Below are 18,960 nucleotides of genomic sequence, written 5' to 3'. Positions count from 1 at the left end.
GGACCGTAGCTACGGTCCGGCTCTTTTGTAATGGTGCAGCCAGGGTTAGCGAGCTGCTATAGCCTAGCAGCAGTTTACAGCTTTTCGTAGCGTGAAAGCGTGCGGGCTAGCCCAGTATCTCGCCCACCTTCGTGTACCGAATATCGGGGTAGCGAGCGTTGTCTAGGCGGTCTAACTTCGCCACGCCGCTAAGCATGTTGTGCAAGTACTGCATGCCCTGCCAAGGCGGAAATATCTCGTTGGGGGCGGGCATTAGGGTGCGCGTCACCTTTATCATGGTCGCAAGGGTGCCCAAGCTGCCCGCCCGAAAGAGCTTGAAAGGATGCCCCAGAGCAGCGCTGGCAATTGCTTGCAGTTCACGAATACTGGCTACCTCACCAGCTACGCGCAGGTAGCGGGGCGTGGTAGGATCGAGGGCCGCGGCGGCCGTGAAGTTGGCCGTATCCACCATCGTTGTAAAATCCAGGGGCTGATCGGCGTCGCCCCAATACACTACCCGGTGCGGGCCTGGCAGGATAACCGGGGCTTGGCCTTTCAGCAGATCCATGAACATGCCGTTGAGAATGGAGGTGGCCTGAATAGGGGCCTGATCGAGCCGCTGCTGAAACTCTCGGCGCAGGTCGAAATTGCGGTTGGAGCCCTCGGGCAGCTTCGTGAAGTCGGCAGAATAATCGGAAGGAATGAAGCGCGGTACGCCGGCTGCTACGGCCGCATCAAGCAGCCGCGTTTGCGTATCCACAATAGTATCGCGCAGCCCCGATAGGCCGATACAACGCAAGCGGCTCCGGTGCAGGCTTGGGTTAGGTCAGGGAGGCTGTTGTAGTCTACAGCTACTACTTCCGCACCTTGCACGCGTAAGGATTCAGCTTCGGCCTTATGGATGGATGCGGGGCGGATGAGCGCCCGTACGGTGGCACCCCGCTGGCGTAGGTGGTGGGCAATGAGCAGGCCAAGGGCCCCGGTGGCGCCGGCCAGCACAACGGTAGCGGGCGCAGCAGAAGAAGATTGATCAGGCATATGCAAAGACAGTGAAGGCAGGCGAATGATACTGGCGGTTGAGCAGGCCGCTTCCGTACTAGAGAAAGGGTAGCGTGCCTGCGGGCCGCTAGTAATACCGTAATAGCCCCTTGGTAGTTGTGCCGCCGAGCTTAGTAGTCAAGCTAGAGGGGGGAGAAATCGGTAGGGAAAGTCAGTCTGTATAGAGGTGCTTTACAGCGTTGCTGTGGTGAGGGCCATACCCACCCAAGGTTCCGCTTGAGTGGGTGCCGCACCAGAACTAGCAAAACAATCGGGTTGCCGCCCGGGTAACTATCCATACATCAATCTTTACGCCGCTCCTCGCCGGGCTGCGTGGGTGACAGTGCTCCTGGCGCTGCACCCAGATACTAGCTAACCTTACTGCATGGACGTAACTAAAAGCCACCGCTCCACCAAGCCCTACATTATAGCCTGGGTGTTTTCCCTGATTTTCTATTTTCTGGAGTACGCCGTGCGCTCGGGGCCAGCGGTGATGATATCGGAGCTGGCTGGCGTGTTTGGGGTTAGCAATGTGGAGGTAGGCACTATTCTCGGTACGTATTACTACACGTATTCCTTGGCGGGGCTGGTAGCCGGCATTGCCCTAGACCGGACGGGAGCCAAATACGCCTTACCAACGGGGGTGGCAATTGTGGCTCTGGGGTGTTTGCTGTTTGCGGTGCCCGGCACGGTAGCCGGCAATAGTGGGCGCTTGCTACAAGGAGCGGGCTCGGCATTTGCCTTCACCGGCTCGGTGTACTTGGCCTCGCGCGGGTTTCAAGCTCGGTCTTTGGCTACGGCCATTGGCGCTACGCAGTGCTTGGGCATGCTGGGGGGCGCCCTGGGCCAGTCACTGGCGGGTCCGCTAATTCACGGAGGCTTCGCTGTTCGCACCTACTGGTTAGTGATGGGCCTTGCCAACCTTGCTACGGGGCTGGCCTTGTATTTCATCACGCCAAATGATGCGCCCACCCAAGCCCAGCCAGCAGCGCCCAGCACGGGGCTGCTGCAGCCCTATAAGATTGTATTTAGCAATTCACAGTCTTACCTGTGCGGTCTGATTGCGGGTCTGCTGTTTGCTCCTACTACCATCTTCGCCATGAACTGGGGCGTAGCGTCCTTGCAGCAAGATCAGAAAATGAGCTTCGAGGCAGCGGCCTGGGCGTGCTCCATGGTGCCCCTGGGTTGGGTAGTTGGCTGCCCGCTGCTAGGGTGGGCTGCCGACCGGTTGGGCCGCCGTAAGCCAGTCCTGTTTGCCGGGGCCGCTGGCATGATTCTCATGGGCTTACAGGAGCTGTACTTGCCCAATGTCATGCCCCTGTACGTCAGTCTTTTCCTCTTTGGCGTGGCTTCCGGAGCGGCCATGATTCCGTATTCCATCATCAAAGAAGCTAATCCTGACCATGTGAAAGGTAGTGCCACCGGAGCTATGAACTTTCTCACCTTTGGCGTGACGGCCGTACTCGGCCCCCTGTTTGCGCGGTTGTACGGGCAAACCCTCGGAAGCGCCACCGACCCAGTTGCTCACTTTCACACCGGTGGCTTCTTCTGGGTTGGTACTACCAGCTTGGCTCTCTTGGCGGGGCTGCTGTTGCGCGAAACCGGAACGGGCCGGAAAGAAGCCCTTGCTGGCAGCCACTAAAACACCCGTCCCGATGGGGCGCCATGACCACTTCTGCTGCCTAGCATAGTGGTCGGCAAATCAGCCGGGAGAATTTAGCGAGGGTCGGCAAGTTGCAGGGCGTTGGTCCATTCTAGCTCGGTTTTGGGCGAGGCACTTTTAAGCGCGCTAGCCAAATCTGGGGCCGCTGCTAGTATGCTCTTACTGGTTAGCTTAACGGGAACAAGTTGAGCGTTGGGCCGCCGCAGAAAGTATTCACTTTTGTCCTCCAGTTCGGCGCCCTTGCTTTCCACGCCGTAGCCCGTGTGGGCCGGGGCTTTGCGCACGTGCACAACGTAGTGCTTTAGCAGCTCATAGCGCCCGGTGTGTAATACTTCCACAAAGTCGCTGCTCTGATTCGGGAGAGGTGCTTCCGTGAACCGCCGAAAGGTCCGCTGCCGGGCAGGCATGCCACCCGCCGCCGGCACCTGCAAGGTAAAACGGGTCACGTACCGGTCATCGAGCTGTAGCGAGTCAGTAGTGCCGTGTTTGCGCATCAGAATGCGGTGGTTGAACACGTCATACTTGAGCGGTACCACCGCCAGGGGCGTGTTATTCTTGGTAGTCAGCTGCCCGGGCAGCCAGCGTGCATCCACATAAGGGTTGCCCACTACGCCATCGTTGCGGCCTAAATACAGCGGGGCAGGAGCACCGGTAGCCAAGGCATCCAGGTTGGATTGGCCGGCCGCGCCGGACTGCTCGGGGCTGGCCTGCTGCGCTTGGGCAAGTTGGGCAGTAGCCACCAGTACGGGCAGGAGTAGGGCAGAAAGACGCATAACTGACACAAAAATTAGCGACACAATTAGGAGTAGCGTGAGGCCCCAAGATAACGGGAATTTCTACTGTATAATACCCGCCCGCGAGCAGAACACGGCTGTATACTACTCCTTGCTTATCAGAAGCTGACCGGGAAGCTGGCGTCAACTCGCGCGGAGGTTTGAAGCCGGCAACCGTCGTTAAAAGACGGAAGATGAGCCCGCCCAGCCACCATTCTTGGAGTGCTACCCACGGGCAAGTAGCTGCGTTGCGTGCTGGCGTGCCCGCCTCTCGCCACTGCTCGTATAGGGAAGTAAGCGCCACTATTCCCTGCCCCGCCCAATGAACCAAGACACCACCTCCGACTTTCCTGCCGGTGCCTTCCGCCGCCAAGACGAAACTCCGGACGCAAACTTCTACCACTTTCCGCGCTTCGTCACGCACATAGACGATGCCGCCATTGAGGCCGTTACGCAGCTATACCGGGAGTACTTTCCGGCAGGTAGCACTCTGCTAGACCTGATGAGCAGCTGGATTAGCCACCTGCCGGCGGAAGTGGCCTACCATCGGGTGGTAGGCCTGGGCATGAACGACGCGGAGCTGCGTGCTAATCCTCGGCTGACGAGCTACGTAGTGCAGGACCTCAATCAGCGGCCCACCTTGCCATTTGCCGACGCCGAGTTTGCGGGCGCCGCTATTTGCGTTTCTATCGACTACCTGACTCAGCCCGTAGCGGTACTGCGCGAGTTAAGCCGGGTGCTGAAGCCTGGGGCGCCCTTGGTTATTACCTTTTCCAATCGGTGCTTCCCAAGCAAGGCTATTGCCGCCTGGCATGCCCTGGACAGCCGCGGCCACCTAGCGCTGGTGCAACGCTTTTTGGAAGCCGCCGGGGGCTGGCACGCCATCCAACTCCTCGACCGTAGCCCCCAACCCGCTGGAGTATCCGACCCCTTATTTGCCGTCGTTGCCCGGGCTGGTTCTGCGCTAGCAGGAGAGTAGCACAAGAGAAAAACGGAAGGACCCGTTGCTATCATTCGCCAGGATGATTGTGCGCGCTAAAATTTCTTCGATTTGCTCTGCCGTTGGCGTATTTTCTTGCCTACCTATCAGTCTCTATCCACCTGCTCCATGCAATCTGCCAGTACCGTTTTTGTAGTTCGTCCCGCCCGCTTCGGCTTCAACGCCGAAACGGCACCCTCTAACTCTTTTCAGCAATCGGTGAGCGGGTTGAGCATGGAGGACCTGCAAAGCCAGGTGGCGGCCGAGTTTGACGGAGTCGTGTTGACGCTACGGAGCAAGGGGGTGCAGGTCCTCGTGTTCGATGACACGCCCGAGCCTCCAAAGCCCGACGCCGTGTTTCCCAACAACTGGCTGACCCTGCATGCGGATGGCACTGCGCTGCTCTACCCCATGTGTGCTCCCAACCGCCGCCCCGAGCGTCGCTCGGATATTGTAGCTGCACTGGGCGCGCAGTTTCATATTCGCCAGGTACACGATGTATCGGCGTACGAAACTCAGGGCCGCTTTCTGGAGGGTACGGGTAGTATCATCTTCGACCATGAACATCGGATTGCCTACGCGTGCTTGTCGGTGCGCACTGACGCGGAGCTGCTGCTGCAAGTAACGGCTCGCCTTGGTTTTCAGGCAGTCACCTTCCACGCCGAGGACACCCACGGGCAGGCCATCTACCACACCAACGTAATGATGTGCATTGGGACGCGTTTCGCCGTGATATGCCTGGAAAGCATTCCTGATGCGCAAGAGCGCGCTACCGTAACGGCTTCTCTGGCTAGCACTGGGCACGAGCTAGTGGCCATTACGCTGGCCCAAGCGGCTTGCTTTGCGGGCAATATGCTTACGCTGCAGCCCGCCGGTGATGGGCCGGAACTGTTGGCGCTGTCGCAGCGTGCGTACGATGCGCTGACGCCCCAGCAGTGTGCAATCTTGGCCCGCTACTGCGAGCTGGTTCCGCTGGCTATTCCTACCATTGAAACTATTGGCGGGGGGAGTGTGCGCTGCATGCTGGCCGAAGTCTTTTTGCCCCGAAAGAACTGATTGTGAACTGCCGAGTCAAGTAGTGAAAAATTCTTTTGAATTATTAGTATGTTGCTCATAATCAGAGAGAATAAACTGCTACATTCTCGTGTTTTATGGGTTTTACGGGAGCTATCCTGGGGGCTGTAGTGTTATAACTAGCTATGACCCAAACCCAGCTGTTTCCCTCGCTCGATATTCTTGCCCCAACCCCCGAAGTGCGTCAGCACAGCGCCAAAGTGTGGCTGCCGAAGCGCGTAGTATTCACGCCCGATGCCCTAAACCAGCCCTTCGGACAGCAAATCCTGGAGCGCGTTACCCGCCACGGGCTGGAAGTAGAACTGCTGAAAAGCAACCGTCTAACCGGCGTGCGTGGTGAAGACCCGCGTGAAACATACCGCCGGGCCAAAAGCACCCTGGCCGTGGTGTGCGCTCCGCCTAGCGCCTTACGCTTGCAGCCCACTCCACCCTCCGCCGACTGGCAAATGAACTTAGCCGAGGGCTGCCCGGCCCACTGCCAGTACTGTTACTTGGCGGGTAGCTTGGCGGGGCCGCCGGTGGTTAAGGTGTTTGCCAATCTGCCTCAGCTGTTGCAGAACACGGCCACGTACGAGCAGCCGGGCCGTGTCACGAGTTTTGAGGTAAGCTGCTACACCGATGTACTCGGCATTGAGCACCTGACGGGCAGCTTGGCGGAGTGCATTCGCTACTACGGGCAGCGCGAAGGTGCCCGGTTGCGCTTCGTGAGCAAGTACGACCATGTTGACTCGCTGCTGGCGGTGCCGCACAATGGGCACACCCGTGCCCGTTTCAGCCTGAATGCCGAACCGGCCGTGCGCAAGCTAGAAGGTGGTACGGCGTCCGTGGAGGCTCGTTTGCAGGCATTGCGCCAGATGGCGTTGCCGCGGGAGCAGGGTGGGGGCGGCTACCCGGTGGGGGTGGTGCTGGCGCCTATCATGCCCATCCCTAACTGGGAGCAGGAGTATCGGTCGCTGCTGGACAGGCTGCACGCTACCCTCGACTTCCCCTGCGACCTGACGGCTGAGTGCATTACCCACCGCTTTACGCCCGGCTCTAAGGACGTCTTGCTGCAGTGGTACCCCAATACCTCCCTGGACTTGGAGGAAGCTACCCGCGCCGTGAAGCGGAATAAGTTCGGGGGAACTAAGTACGTGTACCAGCCCACGGATATGCGTCAGCTGAAAGAGTTCTTTTACCATGAGTGGCAGCAGCGCTTTCCCAACGCTCCGCTGCTGTACTGGACCTAGTAAAGCCCGGCTGACCACAGACTAGGTTAGTATCAACAACGCAAAAGCCCCTAGTATTACTAGGGCTTTTGCGTTATCACCTTGTTCTGAAACCCAGCTAAGCAGCCGGTGAAGCTTCTTTGAGACCCAGCACCGAACTGGTGCGGCTGCGAAGCTCCGCTACCATTTGCGGATTGGCATTCAAATCTAGCCCAAAGGAAGGTATCATCTCGCGCATCTTGGCTTGCCACTCGGGCGTAGCAGCCTGAGCTGGGAAGCAGCGCTGCACCAGCCCAACCATAATGCTCACAGCCGTGGACGCACCGGGCGAAGCACCTAGCAGCGCGGCAATAGAGCCATCGGCGGCGGCTACTACCTCGGTACCAAATTCCAGCACCCCGCCTTGCTTTTCATCCTTCTTGATAACCTGCACCCGCTGACCTGCAATTTCCAGCTGCCAGTCCTCGGCGCGTGCTTCTGGTAGATACTCGCGCAAGGCCTCCAGCCGGTCTTGCGGCGACTGGCGCACCTGGTTGATAAGGTACTTCGTGAGGGGAATATTCTTTAGGCCCGCAATAATCATGGGGCGCATGTTGCTCAGCTTCACCGACAGGGGCAGATCCAGGTAGGAGCCCTGCTTCAGGAACTTAGTGCTGAAGCCCGCATACGGACCAAACAGCAATTCCTGCTTGCCATTGATAACGCGCGTGTCGAGGTGAGGCACCGACATGGGCGGAGAGCCCACCGCGGCTTTGCCGTACACCTTAGCGTGGTGACGCGCAATTACCTCGGGATTCACACACTTCAGCCACTGCCCACTCACGGGGAAGCCGCCAAAACCCTGGCCCTCTGGAATGCCTGACTTAATTAGGAGAGGTAACGAACCCCCTCCGGCGCCAATGAATACGAAGGGCGCACGGATTTTTACCGCCGCACCAGTAGATAGGTCTTTTGCCTTAAGACGCCACCGGCTGTCTTCCTTGCGGCTGATCTTCTCTACGTCGTGGTGGAAGTAGAACGATACGCCGGGCTTTTCCTGCAGCAGCGTAAACATGCCGCGCGTTAGGGAGCCGAAGTTTACGTCGGTGCCCAGATCCATGCGGGTAGCGGCCACGGGTTGGTTGGGGTCGCGCCCATCCATTACCAAGGGCATCCACTGCTCCATCTGGTCCCGGTCTTCGGTGTACTCCATGCCCTTGAACAAGGGCGATTGGGTGAGGGCAGCGTGACGCTTGCGCAGAAAGTTTACGTTCTTATCGCCCCACACAAAGCTCAGGTGCGGAATATGATTGATGAAGCGGCTAAGCTCCTTCACTTCGTATTTCTCCGCCAGAAACGACCAGAACTGCTTTGACTGCTCGAACTGCTCGGCAATCTTGATGGCCTTGCTGGTGTCAATGCTGCCGTCGGGCTTTTCAGGCGTATAATTTAGCTCGCAGAAGGCGGAATGGCCCGTGCCTGCATTATTCCAGGCATCGGAGCTTTCGGCGGCGGCCACATCGAGACGTTCGAAAATGGCAATGGTGAGGTCGGGTTGCAACTCCTTGAGCATCATGCCCAGTGTCGCACTCATAATGCCGGCGCCAATCAGCACAACATCAGCGGAAAGGCCAGCAGCAGGTTCGGTCGTACTCATGCGTAATCAGGAAAAGGACTAACGAAGTACGGTGAAAGTTGGAAAAGGTGGCTTCTGTTTCGGTAGGGAACCCAAAAAAAATTAGCCGCCGACTTCGTGTAAGAAATGCGTACGTGAGGATTATAACAGCTTGTTTTGCGCAATATACGGCCTGCGCTATATCATTTCTATGGTAGAAACCACGGCCCTGTGATGTCGGCCCGCACAGGCAGCACGTACCAACAATGGGGCGGCTTGCCTCGGTTCCATGCTAGCTACCATAGTACCAGGAAGTTTTGCCAGTAGGCTACCCTAAGTAGGCGGACGTAAGATAGTATCTGCTAGCAGGTGCTATCGGCGGTAGCTGCGCCGGCCAAGCCGCATAGCTAACCAAATGGGCGCGTGGGGAGTTACTACGTGCTGAAACTTCATCTACTATCCCCTCATCCTATGAATCTGGCAGAAAACACGGTATTGATTACGGGCGGGGCGTCCGGTATTGGGCTGGCGCTAGCCGAGCGGTTTCAGCGGGCCGGAAGCACCGTCATCGTGTGTGGCCGCCGGGAAGATAAGCTTCTGGAAGCCCAGCAGCACCTACCCGGCCTGCACACCCGGGTGTGCGACGTGGCGGTGGCAGCCGAGCGCGTGGCGCTACTTGAGTGGGTGCAGCAGGCTTTCCCTCGCTTAAATGTGCTGGTAAACAACGCTGGGGTGCAGCGCCGCATTCAGCTTGCCGACGACGAGGCCTGGGAAGTGCGCCGCCAAGAGCTGCTCATCAACGTGGAGGCGCCCATTCATTTAGCTACGTTGTTTATTCCGCATCTGCGGGAGCAACCAAACCCCGCAATTATCAATGTCACGTCGGGTTTGGCGTTTGCGCCCATGGCGCTGGCTCCCATTTATAGCGCCACGAAGGCTGCATTGCATTCCTTCACTATTTCCCTGCGTCATCAGCTGGCCGCTACTCCCATTCAGGTGCTGGAAATAGTGCCCCCCGCCGTGAATACCGACCTGGGCGGCGCTGGCCTCCACACGTGGGGAGTGCCCGTAAACGACTTTGCCAACTCCGTAATGGCGCGCCTGGCCGCCGGCGAGCAGGAGGTAGGCTACGGCACCTCCGAAGAAATTCGCCGTGCTTCCCGGGAACAGATTGACGCCCGCGTTGCGGCCATGAACAACCGGTAAGTGCAATACCCTCCTCAGGGTAGAAAAAAAGCGAGGGAATGGCGAAGGCACTTGCGCCTTCGCCATTCCCTCGCTTTTTAAATGCTAGCTACTACGGCTTCTTATCCAGCCATATCCACGGTAGGGTCCAGGGTGAAGGGTTGGTCGGTGGGTTCTACTACGGAGCGGGTTTTGGGCAAGCTAGTAGGGTGCTGCTGCTGAATGAACTTGATCAACTGCTCGCGCACGGCGCAGCGCAAATCGAAAGCTTGGCTGGAGTTGGCAGCACTCATCAGGCAGCGTAGCTCTAAGGTACGTTCCTTGGAATCAGTAACCTGTAGCAAGCACACGCGCCGGTCCCAAAGCGGGTGGCTTGCTACCACGCGCTGAAGCTCCGCCCGCACGGCATCAACAGGATGGTATAATCGGTGTACAAAAACACGGTGCCTAGCAGTTGAGATGTAGAGCGCGTCCAGTTCTGAAAGGGCTTCTCTATGAAGTAATTGAGCGGGAGTACCAGTCGACGCTCATCCCAAATGCGCAGTACTACATACGTGAAAGTAATTTCCTCAACCCGTCCCCATTCGCCCTCTACCACCAGCACGTCATCCAGCCGAATGGGTTGAGTAAAGGCAATCTGAAAGCCCGCCAGCAAGTTGCTGAGGGAGCGTTGAGCCGCGAAGCCGATAATTACGCTGGCAATACCGGCTGAAGTGAGCAAGCCAGTACCAATTTTGCGAACCGTAGCAAAGCTCATCAGAACCAAGGCAGTAGCCACAAAGATGATAAGCGTAACGGCCAGCTTCTTGACAAATTGCAGCTGCGTGAACAGCTTCCGCACCCGAAAATTATCATCCTGGTCGAGGCGGTAGTGCTCTTCCACTAGGTCCTGGGCTACGTCTACCGTCTTCACGAGGCCCCAGGCAAAGGTGGCAATCAGGGCGGTTTCTACCAGGCGCCGCACTACCTCGAAGGGGCGGTCCTCCAGGGGCGTAAGCGGGAGCATGAACGACAGCGCCAAGACGGGAAAAAACCAGGCACTCGGGCTGTTCAAGTGGCGCGCAACGGACTGGGTGAGCAGGGTTTGTTCGCGCCGGTTGTAGGCATTGAGTAAGGCAAAAATGATGACTTTCACTAGCCAGCCCCCAAATAAGCTAGCGGCAATGATGCCTGCCGTTTGCAGAAGAAAGCGTAGGTGGTCGGTAAGGTCAGGAAAATGGTCCATGCGGTAAGGTCAGGCGCAGGCAGTAGAGGATTCAGCCAGATGTACCCCGAACGGTACGCAAAGGTTGAACGAAACCGAGCAAATGGGCTGTTGAGCTTGATGCTGGCACACCAACCTAGCGTATTATTTCCACGTAACATGGGTTAGATGATGAGCTTGTATCAGATTACCTATACCAGCGTAGCAACTCAGCAGCTAAGTGAAGCCCAGCTGGCTGCGCTGCTCGAACAGGCTCGCTCCAAGAACGAAGCCCAACGCATTTCGGGCCTCCTGTTGTACAGCCAGCAGCGCATTATTCAGGTGCTGGAGGGAGAAGAAACGGCGGTGCGAACTATCTACGAAGTCATCCAGCAGGATCCCCGCCATACTCAGGTAGAAACCCTCATGGCAGGGCCAGTTGCCCGGCGCTCCTTTCCCGACTGGAGCATGGGATTTGCCTCCGTTAGCCCCCAAGATTTTGCGCCTCTAGTGGGCTACATCAACCCACAACGGCGGCACTTTCTGCTGCCTCGTGCCCACAACACCAGCCCTGAACTGCTGCAATTGCTAGAAGATTTTGTGGCCTCCCAGCCGACAAGCCACTAGCCATCTGCGGAAGTAAATTGTGCTACCGCAACTCTGTGCTAGTAAGCACTTTGCCGCCGCGACTGCGTAAGTCGGCGCGCGCTTGCTGGTAGCCTTCTGCCGAAATAGCACGGGTGGCGTCTTCCAGAAAGAAAACCTCAAATTGCTGCTCTAGGGCATCCTTGGCGGAAAAGTACACGCAAAAATCGGCGGCTAAGCCAGCTAGGTATACCTGCGTTACGCCGCGCCCGCGCAGGTAGTCCGCCAGCCCAGTAGCTTTCCGGTGCCCATTATCGAAGAATCCGCTGTAGGAGTCTATTTCGGGCGTAGTGCCTTTGCGAAAAATGGCCTCAATCCGGTTTTGGTCGAGGTCAGACGAAAACTCGGCACCTCGGGTACCCTGCACGCAGTGGTCAGGCCACAGGGTTTGGGGCAAGCCGTGCAAGTCAATCTGGTCGAAGGCATGATGGCCTGGGTGCTGGCTCGCGAAGCTTTTATGGCCAGCCGGGTGCCAGTCTTGCGTAGCTACTACCAGCTCAAACTGCGGCTGCAAATGGTTCACCAACGGTATAACCTCGTTGCCACCGGCTACGGCTAGCGAGCCGCCCGGCAGAAAATCATATTGAATATCAACTAGCAGAAGAGTGCGCATGGGTTGGCATGAGTGATAAAAAACACGTGGTAAGCAAACCCGGTTGTTGCTTCGCAAGACCGGACAGCTGCAACGTACGATGGTTTGCAAAATAGGACAATGGATTCCCACGGAAAGAATTTATACTCGCCACGTGAAATACCATTTTTGCCTTCGCTAACGTACTTAGTTCATCTTATTTAGTTTATGTATCATATTATTTATCAGAGTATTGAGAGTATTAATTTGTCGGAGGAGGATTTGTGTATAATGCTAGAGCAAGCCCGAACTAAAAACCGCCAGTGCGGTATAACCGGTCTGCTGTTGTATAGTGAAGGACAATTTCTGCAAGTTATTGAGGGGGAGGAAGCCACAGTACGGTCCTTGTACGAAGTAATAGAGCAGGACTCGCGCCACGCCTATGTGCAAAAGCTGGCCGATGGTCCTATCCCGCGGCGGTATTTTGCCTCCTGGGCCATGGGTTTTGCTGCCACTGGGCCGGTAGCGCTTACCCAGGTGGCTGGCTACTTGAACACCCAAACGTCGGGTGAGCTGCTAACCCGCACCATGGGGTGCGATGATGAGTTGGCTAGCTTGCTGCATTCCTTTGCGAAGGATGCCAGGGAACAGGTATACTAGGTAGGGTCCTCCACGGGAGTTGTTGCGCATTTGCCTCGCATTCCTGCCTACCTTGCGCCCTGCTGACAACCTTTTGGGGCTGGATAGCATCACTGGTTTGCTATGAGTACAATGCGCGTTTCGTTTTTCTTGCTGCTTCCGGGGGCTTTGCTGTGGGGTGCTACCACCGTTCGGGCCCAACAAGCTCTTCCTCGTCTTATTCCGGGCACCCACGTGGTGCTGGTGCCACCCGCCGGATTTAATCCTGCCCCCGGGCTGACGGGAGTGCGCAAGGGCGATGCTGCCATTCAGGTATTTGACTTGGTGGGCGGCAACTACTACAAAAACGCGGCCTCCTTTAGCAAGGCTCGGTTTGAAGCTCGCGGCACGAAGGTGCTAGACTACCAGGAGCTGACGGTGCAGGGCTACCCCGCCCGCCTGGCCCGTGTGCAAACCACTCCCACGCAGGAGTCGGCCCAGCTTATGTTTGGCGACTCCACGTTTGCCGTGCAGCTAGTAGGGATTTACCCCGCCGCCGATGCGGCCACGGGCACGGCCGTCCGGGAGGCACTCCTGACGGCCGCCTACCAGAAAAATCTGGCTTCTGACCCATTTGCGCGCGCCGTATTTGCCTTCGACGAGAAAAAGTCGAGCCTGGCCTTTGCCAAAGCGAGCGGCAACCTCTACGTGTATGCCCCCGGTGGCCAGCGCAAGGACGACTACGGTATGGAGCCCTTGCTCACCGTTACACCCTTGCCCTACAACCCCTCCCTTACGGCCGCTTCCATCAGCAACGAGCTGCTGCGTGGGCTAGATCGGTTCGGCTTCACGGGCTTCACGCCTCGCAAAATGTCATCTGCCAAGGTGAACGACTTGCTGACCTACGAAACAGAAGGTTTCGGCCAAATGCAGGGACAGCGGGTGCTTCTCTACCAGCAAGTCACCATCATCGGCAATACGGCGGTAGCATGCAGGGCTTAGCCCGCCAAGAGTATGAAGCTGCTCTCACCCAGTTCAAAGCCCTAACGCATACCATTACTGCGCGCAAGAAATAAGCGACCGGGAACATCTGCAGCTCATTGTTTTCGCCGGAATTCAAGCCACCGGCAAGTCTGCTTTCTATCAGCAGCAGTTCTTCCACTCGCCCGTGCGCAACCGGGAGCGGCACTTCCTGTCCCTGTGCCTAGATACCCAAATGCGCTGCGTTATCGACAGTACAAACCCCACTGCTGTTGAGCGAGCCCGATACATTGAGCCGGCCTAGGCGGCGGGTTTCCAAATTGTGGGTTACTTCTTTCAATCGGTGGCGGCGGAGGCGCCGGTACGGAACCAGCAGCCCGCCAAGTACCCGAGGTGGGCATTCTGGCCACGCTACGCGACCAGTTGGAAGTACCTCGCTACGCCTAGGGCATCAATGAACTGCACTTTGTGCAGGTAATAGGCAACCTAAAATTCAGCATCAGCCCCTGGCAAGATGAAGCTTGCTGACTACGACGCCATATGCGCGTCGTGGTTGCAGCGCTACTTTCTCGGCGGACTACGCCCCGAAGGGGAACTGGTGGAGCTTTTCCCAAGGCCCGCCTTTGTAGGCCCACAGCGTGAGGCCCGTTCCTGTGGCCTGGAAGGGCGCAAACTCTTCGGTAAGTTTTTGGTGGAGGGCGCGGGCCTCGGCCGGGTCTACCTTGTTTTGTACGGTGATGTGAGGCTTAAGCTTCTGCTGGTCCTGGGGGGTAAGCAAGCCAGCCCAGGCGGCTTGCAATTGCTGGTGCAAGCGAGGTAGCTCGGGGTTGTGCAGGTCGTAGGCCACGCCCCGGCCCAGAAAGCGCAGGCCCGTTACCTGAAGAGGCAACTGCGGGGTAGTAGTCGTTACGTGCGTGAGGTGGTCTGCAATGGCAGATGCCTCTGGGCCAGGCAAGTGATGAAATAAGGTTACGTGGGCGCGCAGATAATTCCGCTCCGGCGGGAAGTAGCGCTGGCGCAGGGCATCAAAGTGAGCCTGCGCGGCTTCATCGAGGCTGAGAGTGAGAATAAGCGGAGCAGAAGTAGGCGCAAGCATAGTACGGAGGAAAACTGCCTATACGTAGTTCGCATCTAGCAAGGCGAAGCCCCACGGGAGCACAAAAACAACGAGCGTCGTGTAAGGCCTCATGCCTCTCCACGACGCTCCATTGCGTGAAGCACTACAGCGCCTGAATCTCCGCTACCAGTTCGGCTTCCGTCACGGGGCGTAAGGTGGGCCTGAAGGTATGGCTGGGACCCACGTTGGCAGTTTGCTTGCCGAAGTACAGCTGGTTGTTTTCTCGCCGTAAGACTACTGCCGTAACGGTGCTGCCCAAGGGTATAGCGTTAGAAAAAAACGTCGAGGAATTAGAGAAACTGCGAAAGGCGTAGAGCATACCGTTGAACGTGTTTAGCACTAGCATTACCTGCGTATTGTCGAGGGTTATATCGGTTGCATGCACTTCTACCTCCACGTTGGTGGTAGCCATTCCAATAAATCGGTCACAGTTAATCCAGTTAAGACTAGTACGGTTGGTGTTGTAGAGGTAGCTGTTCAGTGAAACAAAATACTGGGTGTTGCCGGCGGGAGTAGTTTGGGTAACAAGCCGGCTGGTATCTGGCTGACCGGTGGTGGGTGCCAGAGCCCATCCACCTACTTGCTGGCGCACGGCACTATCGGGGAGGGCCGTAAACAGCTCCATGTTGGCCGATGAACTGGTTGCGCCCGGCTTCACAGTCACTAGATTCAGCTTGGTGCCCGCGGCTAACTGTAGGGGTTGGCCATCCTGAGAAAAGCGGATATTAAACATGCCCCCCGATTCTAGCGCCCGCCCATAGGAGACAGTGGGTAGCTGCATGAAGACCATTTCACTCCGCGTGGTCACTTCCTGCACTTCTACCTGAATACTGTTATTCGAAAGAGCGGTGCCATCTACGCGCTGTAGTCCGCTGGGAACGTAAATAGTGGCGCCCTTGGCCGTAGTTAAGATAGTAGTCACCCTGGGCTGCACGGTAAATTTCTGGGTAGGCACGCGGTGCTCCTGCAATACCGCGCTGATGCTATTGGCCACTGGAGAAGCAGGGTCTTCACACACAATAGCATCAGCTTCCTTCTGGCAGCTGCTGAACAGAGGAAAAGCTAAGAATAGGGAGTAAGCGAGGATGCGTTTCATAAAAGCGTTGGGTTAATAAGTAGGTTATCGTTTAAAAGGAAGCTCAACGGAGATGCCCCCCTGGATACCTACGCTCCAAGGACGCCGCGGCGCCTGGCCGTAGGCGGGGTCAGTAATAGAAGTAAAGAAGTACTGTGCTTGGGGCCGAAGCATCAGCCATACTCCCGGCATGGCTTGGTAGCTTACCGAGCTCCCGCCGTAAACGTCAGATTGAGGCGGCCAAGGCCCGTGCTGTCGTTGGGCTGCCACTGTTGCTGTTGGCAATTGCAGGCCGTACCCTCAGTAGTGCGGGCGCTAAAGAGAAGCGCGGGCACTGCCCCCGCCTGCACCCCATAACGCCAGCGGTGGGTGCTGCCTACCTGGTACTGGGCTTCTAAGGGCAGAGTAAACAAGCGGAAGTAGTTGCGGAAGTCTACGGTGCGGGAGCTAGCTGCTGCCGTCAAGCTAGCGGGCTTCTGAATACGCAGGTGCAGGCGTGAGGCAAACCTGGCGTAGCCCAGGCCGCCGCTTACGGAAAAGCGCGGAGTAATTGTCCGCGTCAGGCTGAGTTGGCCCCCGAAGCCCGCGGCAGGCCGCTCTAGCTCTTCCACTTGCTGGGCGCCACTGCCTAAGGTTCGATACGATAGGGTAGGGCCAGCTAGCAACTGCACGCTCCAGTTCTGCTTGGGAAGCTGCTGCGCCTTTCTTTCGGTCGCAACGGCATACGCCAACTGCGGAGCTGATACCTGCGGTACTTGTAGCCGCACCAGCAACAAGGCTAGCCGCTCCTGGCTACCCGGTGCGCTTACGGAGGCTCTCGCTAACCCCAGCCGGTAGTGGCTACTAGGCCTAGTAACAGATAGCACACTGCGTGCTTCCGGCTGAGCTGCTGAGGTAGATAAGGTAGCCGCCGAGTGAGAATTGATGGTAGCAGTAAGAGAAGGCAGGGTGGGCTGCGGTGCTGCATGCTGCCGACCACTCGGGCGAGTTTCCCCACGCTCAGGATGGCTAACAGCTAGTAAAGCCTTGGTGCGGCGCCGCTGGCGGGCAGCTCCCTGGGAAGCTACTAGCGGAGTTGTTCGGGCTGTTTCGTGCGGGGTCAGCTTACCAGCAGGTTTACCGACTGCGGCAACATAGCGGCCCTTCGTGCCCGATGTAGAGGTTGTGTCTACTTTGGGTAGGGTAGGGGCAGGCTGCCCCGCTAGGGTACCCATCTTCCCTTCATGAGAAGAGGAAACTTCTGGTGTAGTAGCTAGTTTCAGCGGGGGGCGTTGGGAGGCGGAAGCACTACCCATACCTACTGTTGCATCGGGTGCAGTAGTCCTGCTACCGTTGGGAGAAATTGTTGTCGCGGGCGATGCTGAATTTGGGGCGGTACCCGCAGTAGGTGCCCCAGTAGCAACAGGCTGGCGGGAAGTAACGCTTGTAGGTTTAGTAGTCGAGACTGGGGTAAGGGAGCCCGTACGCCAGAAAGAAGGGCCAGTAGTGACGTACGCAACGGTGGCTATCAATACAACCAACACCGCAAGCACCGCGCCCCGCCCCCAACGGCGACGCACAGGCACCTGCTCCCGAATGCCGGCCCACACCGATTCGGGCGGCGCACTGCCGTAGTCCTCCAGCTTGCGCCGCAGGTCGTCGTAGAATTGTTCCGATTCGCGTTCAGTCATGGTAGGGAGAAATATTGGCTTGCGCGTGCAGCCGTTCCTCCAAAAGGCGGCGTGCCCGCGAGAGCTGCGACTTGCTGGTGCCCTCCGAAATACCCAGGAGTTCCCCGATTTCGGCGTGCGTATAGCCTTCGACGGCGTAGAGGTTGAGCACTGTGCGGTAGCCCGTTGGCAGAGTATTAATCAGGCGCACCAAGTCGGTTGCGGAAAGCTGGTCGAAGGGAGTGCCATCGGTTTGGTGTAAGTCGTGAGCCTCATCAGTATCTACCTGATGGCCGCGCTGCTGGTGCTGGTGCCACAGGTTGAGAGAGGTAGTCACGGCAATGCGCCGCGCCCATGCTTCAAAAGGTCCCTGACCACGGAATTGGTCAAGGCGGGTAAATATTTTCACGAAGGTGAGTTGCAGTGCGTCTTCGGCCTCTACCCGACTAGGGCAGTAGCGCAGGCACACCCCCATCAGTCGGTACGCTAGGTGGTCGTATAGCGCGCGCTGGGCCGACGGCCGACCCCGGCGGCAGCCATCCAGAATCGCGTCGAGAGAATCAGCCATAGGCAGCTGCAATAGATATAATCAGGATGTCGTACGCTAGCGTTGTGCCCCCATGACCGCCGGACCCGGGCAGGCGTTGCGTGGGAGCTAAGAAATACTTGAGGGCCCTGCTTTCTGCCCGCCGCAAGTAGCGAATAGGGCTGGCTCAGGTAGTGAGATAAGTATTGATAATGAGGTTATCTGGCCTGTTGCGCGCAAAATATCCCAAGCAATATCTAGCTTCGCTGCACCACTTTCAACTCTGGTTGCTTTTCTCTTCTGCCATGTCCCAGCCCATTTACCAGGTAGATGCTTTCTCCAACCGGCCATTTGCCGGTAATCCTGCCGCCGTGTGCCCGCTTGAAAGCTGGCTACCTGCCGAAACCATGCAGGCCATTGCCGCCGAAAATAATCTAGCTGAAACGGCCTTTTTTGTGCCTCTTCAGGGCGCCGAGTACGAAATCAGATGGTTTACGCCCGCCGTGGAAGTAGAGCTTTGTGGGCACGCCACGCTGGCGTCCGCTCACGTGCTCTACCATCACCTCAGCTTCCAGGGGCCGGAAATTGTGTTTCATTCTAAAAGCGGCCCATTGCGCGTAAGCCAAGGCACGGAGGGCCGCCTCACCCTCGACTTCCCGGCCCGGCCTCCGCATCCTATCCACAACCACCCGGAGGGCTTGCTCGATGGTCTGCGCGCTACCCCACTTGCCATTCTGGCTGGGCCCGATTTGGTGTGCCTCTTTGCCACGGAAGCGGAAGTGCGGGCCCTGCACCCAGATATGAGCCACTTAGCCAAAGTAGACTACCGGGCCGTTATTGCTACTGCGCCCGGCCCCGATGGCGTCGACTTTGTATCGCGCTTCTTTGGGCCTCGCGTGGGCGTGCCCGAAGATCCCGTTACGGGGTCGGCTCATACCACCCTGGTACCCTACTGGGCCGAGCGGCTCGGCAAGACCGTTTTGCATGCCCGCCAGGTATCGGCCCGTGGGGGCGACTTATGGTGTGAATTGCGCGGCGACCGGGTGCTGATGAGCGGCCACGCCGTTACGTACCTGCGCGGCGAAATTGAGGTGTAGGTCTT

General features: G+C 57.7%; 20 protein-coding genes. 9 read left to right on the top strand and 11 right to left on the bottom strand.

The window, feature by feature from the left end; all coding sequences use genetic code 11:
- Positions 1-106: 106 nt before the first annotated feature.
- Positions 107-739 (bottom strand): NmrA family NAD(P)-binding protein, encoded by a 633-nt coding sequence (locus tag VI25_RS09365; RefSeq protein ID WP_316934292.1) that lies wholly within the window; start codon positions 737-739, stop codon positions 107-109.
- Positions 703-1,017 carry an NmrA family NAD(P)-binding protein gene (locus tag VI25_RS28410; protein WP_316934291.1) on the bottom strand — a complete coding sequence of 105 codons (315 nt, stop codon included), beginning with the start codon at positions 1,015-1,017 and terminating at the stop codon, positions 703-705. The genes VI25_RS09365 and VI25_RS28410 overlap by 37 nt, the downstream gene beginning before the upstream one ends.
- A gap of 385 nt (positions 1,018-1,402) precedes the next feature.
- Here VI25_RS28410 and VI25_RS09360 point away from each other — a divergent pair, with 385 nt between their 5' ends.
- On the top strand, positions 1,403-2,659 hold the full coding sequence (locus tag VI25_RS09360; RefSeq protein WP_055562452.1) for an MFS transporter: 1,257 nt from the start codon (positions 1,403-1,405) through the stop codon (positions 2,657-2,659).
- Positions 2,660-2,733: 74 nt separating this feature from the next.
- Here the strand turns inward: VI25_RS09360 and VI25_RS09355 are convergent, their stop codons facing one another.
- A complete protein-coding gene (locus VI25_RS09355) occupies positions 2,734-3,453 on the bottom strand; it encodes a hypothetical protein (protein ID WP_045689396.1) in 720 nt (239 codons plus the stop codon).
- 322 nt (positions 3,454-3,775) lie between these two features.
- On the opposite strand from VI25_RS09355, the gene VI25_RS09350 reads away from it, so the two are divergent.
- The 3 genes from VI25_RS09350 (at position 3,776) to VI25_RS09340 (ending at position 6,735) form a co-directional block, all read left to right on the top strand.
- Complete coding sequence (locus tag VI25_RS09350; protein ID WP_045689395.1) at positions 3,776-4,432, top strand: class I SAM-dependent methyltransferase; 657 nt, start codon at positions 3,776-3,778, stop codon at positions 4,430-4,432.
- Between the two features lie 129 nt (positions 4,433-4,561).
- On the top strand, positions 4,562-5,488 hold the full coding sequence (gene ctlX / locus VI25_RS09345) for a citrulline utilization hydrolase CtlX (RefSeq protein WP_045689394.1): 927 nt from the start codon (positions 4,562-4,564) through the stop codon (positions 5,486-5,488).
- A gap of 143 nt (positions 5,489-5,631) precedes the next feature.
- Positions 5,632-6,735: a spore photoproduct lyase family protein gene (locus tag VI25_RS09340; RefSeq protein ID WP_082455464.1), complete on the top strand. Its 1,104-nt coding sequence runs from the start codon at positions 5,632-5,634 to the stop codon at positions 6,733-6,735.
- Between the two features lie 97 nt (positions 6,736-6,832).
- Here VI25_RS09340 and VI25_RS09335 read toward each other — a convergent pair whose 3' ends face one another.
- A complete protein-coding gene (locus tag VI25_RS09335; RefSeq protein WP_045689393.1) occupies positions 6,833-8,350 on the bottom strand; it encodes a malate:quinone oxidoreductase in 1,518 nt (505 codons plus the stop codon).
- Positions 8,351-8,779: 429 nt separating this feature from the next.
- Between VI25_RS09335 and VI25_RS09330 the strand changes: the two genes are divergently transcribed.
- Complete coding sequence (locus VI25_RS09330) at positions 8,780-9,514, top strand: SDR family oxidoreductase (protein ID WP_045689392.1); 735 nt, start codon at positions 8,780-8,782, stop codon at positions 9,512-9,514.
- A gap of 101 nt (positions 9,515-9,615) precedes the next feature.
- Here VI25_RS09330 and VI25_RS26695 read toward each other — a convergent pair whose 3' ends face one another.
- Positions 9,616-9,897 (bottom strand): hypothetical protein, encoded by a 282-nt coding sequence (locus VI25_RS26695; protein WP_052694883.1) that lies wholly within the window; start codon positions 9,895-9,897, stop codon positions 9,616-9,618.
- On the bottom strand, positions 9,870-10,718 hold the full coding sequence (locus VI25_RS26690) for a mechanosensitive ion channel family protein (RefSeq protein ID WP_052694884.1): 849 nt from the start codon (positions 10,716-10,718) through the stop codon (positions 9,870-9,872). The genes VI25_RS26695 and VI25_RS26690 overlap by 28 nt, the downstream gene beginning before the upstream one ends.
- Positions 10,719-10,865: 147 nt before the next feature.
- Between VI25_RS26690 and VI25_RS09315 the strand changes: the two genes are divergently transcribed.
- A complete protein-coding gene (locus tag VI25_RS09315; RefSeq protein ID WP_052694885.1) occupies positions 10,866-11,303 on the top strand; it encodes a BLUF domain-containing protein in 438 nt (145 codons plus the stop codon).
- Positions 11,304-11,325: 22 nt separating this feature from the next.
- On the opposite strand, the gene pncA is transcribed toward VI25_RS09315, so the two are convergent.
- Positions 11,326-11,934: a bifunctional nicotinamidase/pyrazinamidase gene (gene pncA, locus VI25_RS09310; protein ID WP_045686950.1), complete on the bottom strand. Its 609-nt coding sequence runs from the start codon at positions 11,932-11,934 to the stop codon at positions 11,326-11,328.
- A gap of 186 nt (positions 11,935-12,120) precedes the next feature.
- On the opposite strand from pncA, the gene VI25_RS09305 reads away from it, so the two are divergent.
- Positions 12,121-12,552, top strand: a complete 432-nt coding sequence (locus VI25_RS09305; protein WP_072144784.1) for a BLUF domain-containing protein — start codon at positions 12,121-12,123, stop codon at positions 12,550-12,552.
- Positions 12,553-12,663: 111 nt separating this feature from the next.
- Positions 12,664-13,512, top strand: a complete 849-nt coding sequence (locus VI25_RS09300) for a hypothetical protein (RefSeq protein WP_045686951.1) — start codon at positions 12,664-12,666, stop codon at positions 13,510-13,512.
- 556 nt (positions 13,513-14,068) lie between these two features.
- Here VI25_RS09300 and VI25_RS09295 read toward each other — a convergent pair.
- From VI25_RS09295 to VI25_RS09280, 4 genes are all read right to left on the bottom strand, one after another.
- Positions 14,069-14,587: a 2'-5' RNA ligase family protein gene (locus VI25_RS09295; protein WP_045686952.1), complete on the bottom strand. Its 519-nt coding sequence runs from the start codon at positions 14,585-14,587 to the stop codon at positions 14,069-14,071.
- 124 nt (positions 14,588-14,711) lie between these two features.
- Positions 14,712-15,704, bottom strand: a complete 993-nt coding sequence (locus VI25_RS09290) for a hypothetical protein (protein ID WP_045686953.1) — start codon at positions 15,702-15,704, stop codon at positions 14,712-14,714.
- A 182-nt stretch (positions 15,705-15,886) separates the two neighbouring features.
- The gene (locus VI25_RS09285) at positions 15,887-17,353 is read right to left on the bottom strand and encodes an outer membrane beta-barrel protein (protein WP_055562449.1); all 1,467 of its coding nucleotides are present in this window, start codon (positions 17,351-17,353) and stop codon (positions 15,887-15,889) included.
- Positions 17,346-17,900, bottom strand: a complete 555-nt coding sequence (locus VI25_RS09280) for an RNA polymerase sigma factor (RefSeq protein ID WP_045686955.1) — start codon at positions 17,898-17,900, stop codon at positions 17,346-17,348. The genes VI25_RS09285 and VI25_RS09280 overlap by 8 nt, the downstream gene beginning before the upstream one ends.
- A gap of 263 nt (positions 17,901-18,163) precedes the next feature.
- On the opposite strand from VI25_RS09280, the gene VI25_RS09275 reads away from it, so the two are divergent.
- The gene (locus tag VI25_RS09275; RefSeq protein ID WP_045686956.1) at positions 18,164-18,955 is read left to right on the top strand and encodes a PhzF family phenazine biosynthesis protein; all 792 of its coding nucleotides are present in this window, start codon (positions 18,164-18,166) and stop codon (positions 18,953-18,955) included.
- The last annotated feature ends 5 nt before the right edge of the window (positions 18,956-18,960 follow it).

Source organism: Hymenobacter sp. AT01-02, assembly GCF_000961955.2.
In the GTDB taxonomy this organism is placed as follows: Bacteria; Bacteroidota; Bacteroidia; order Cytophagales; family Hymenobacteraceae; genus Hymenobacter; species Hymenobacter mucosus.
Note: the sequence above shows the minus strand (reverse complement) of the source record. Positions and strands in the feature narration are given on the sequence as shown.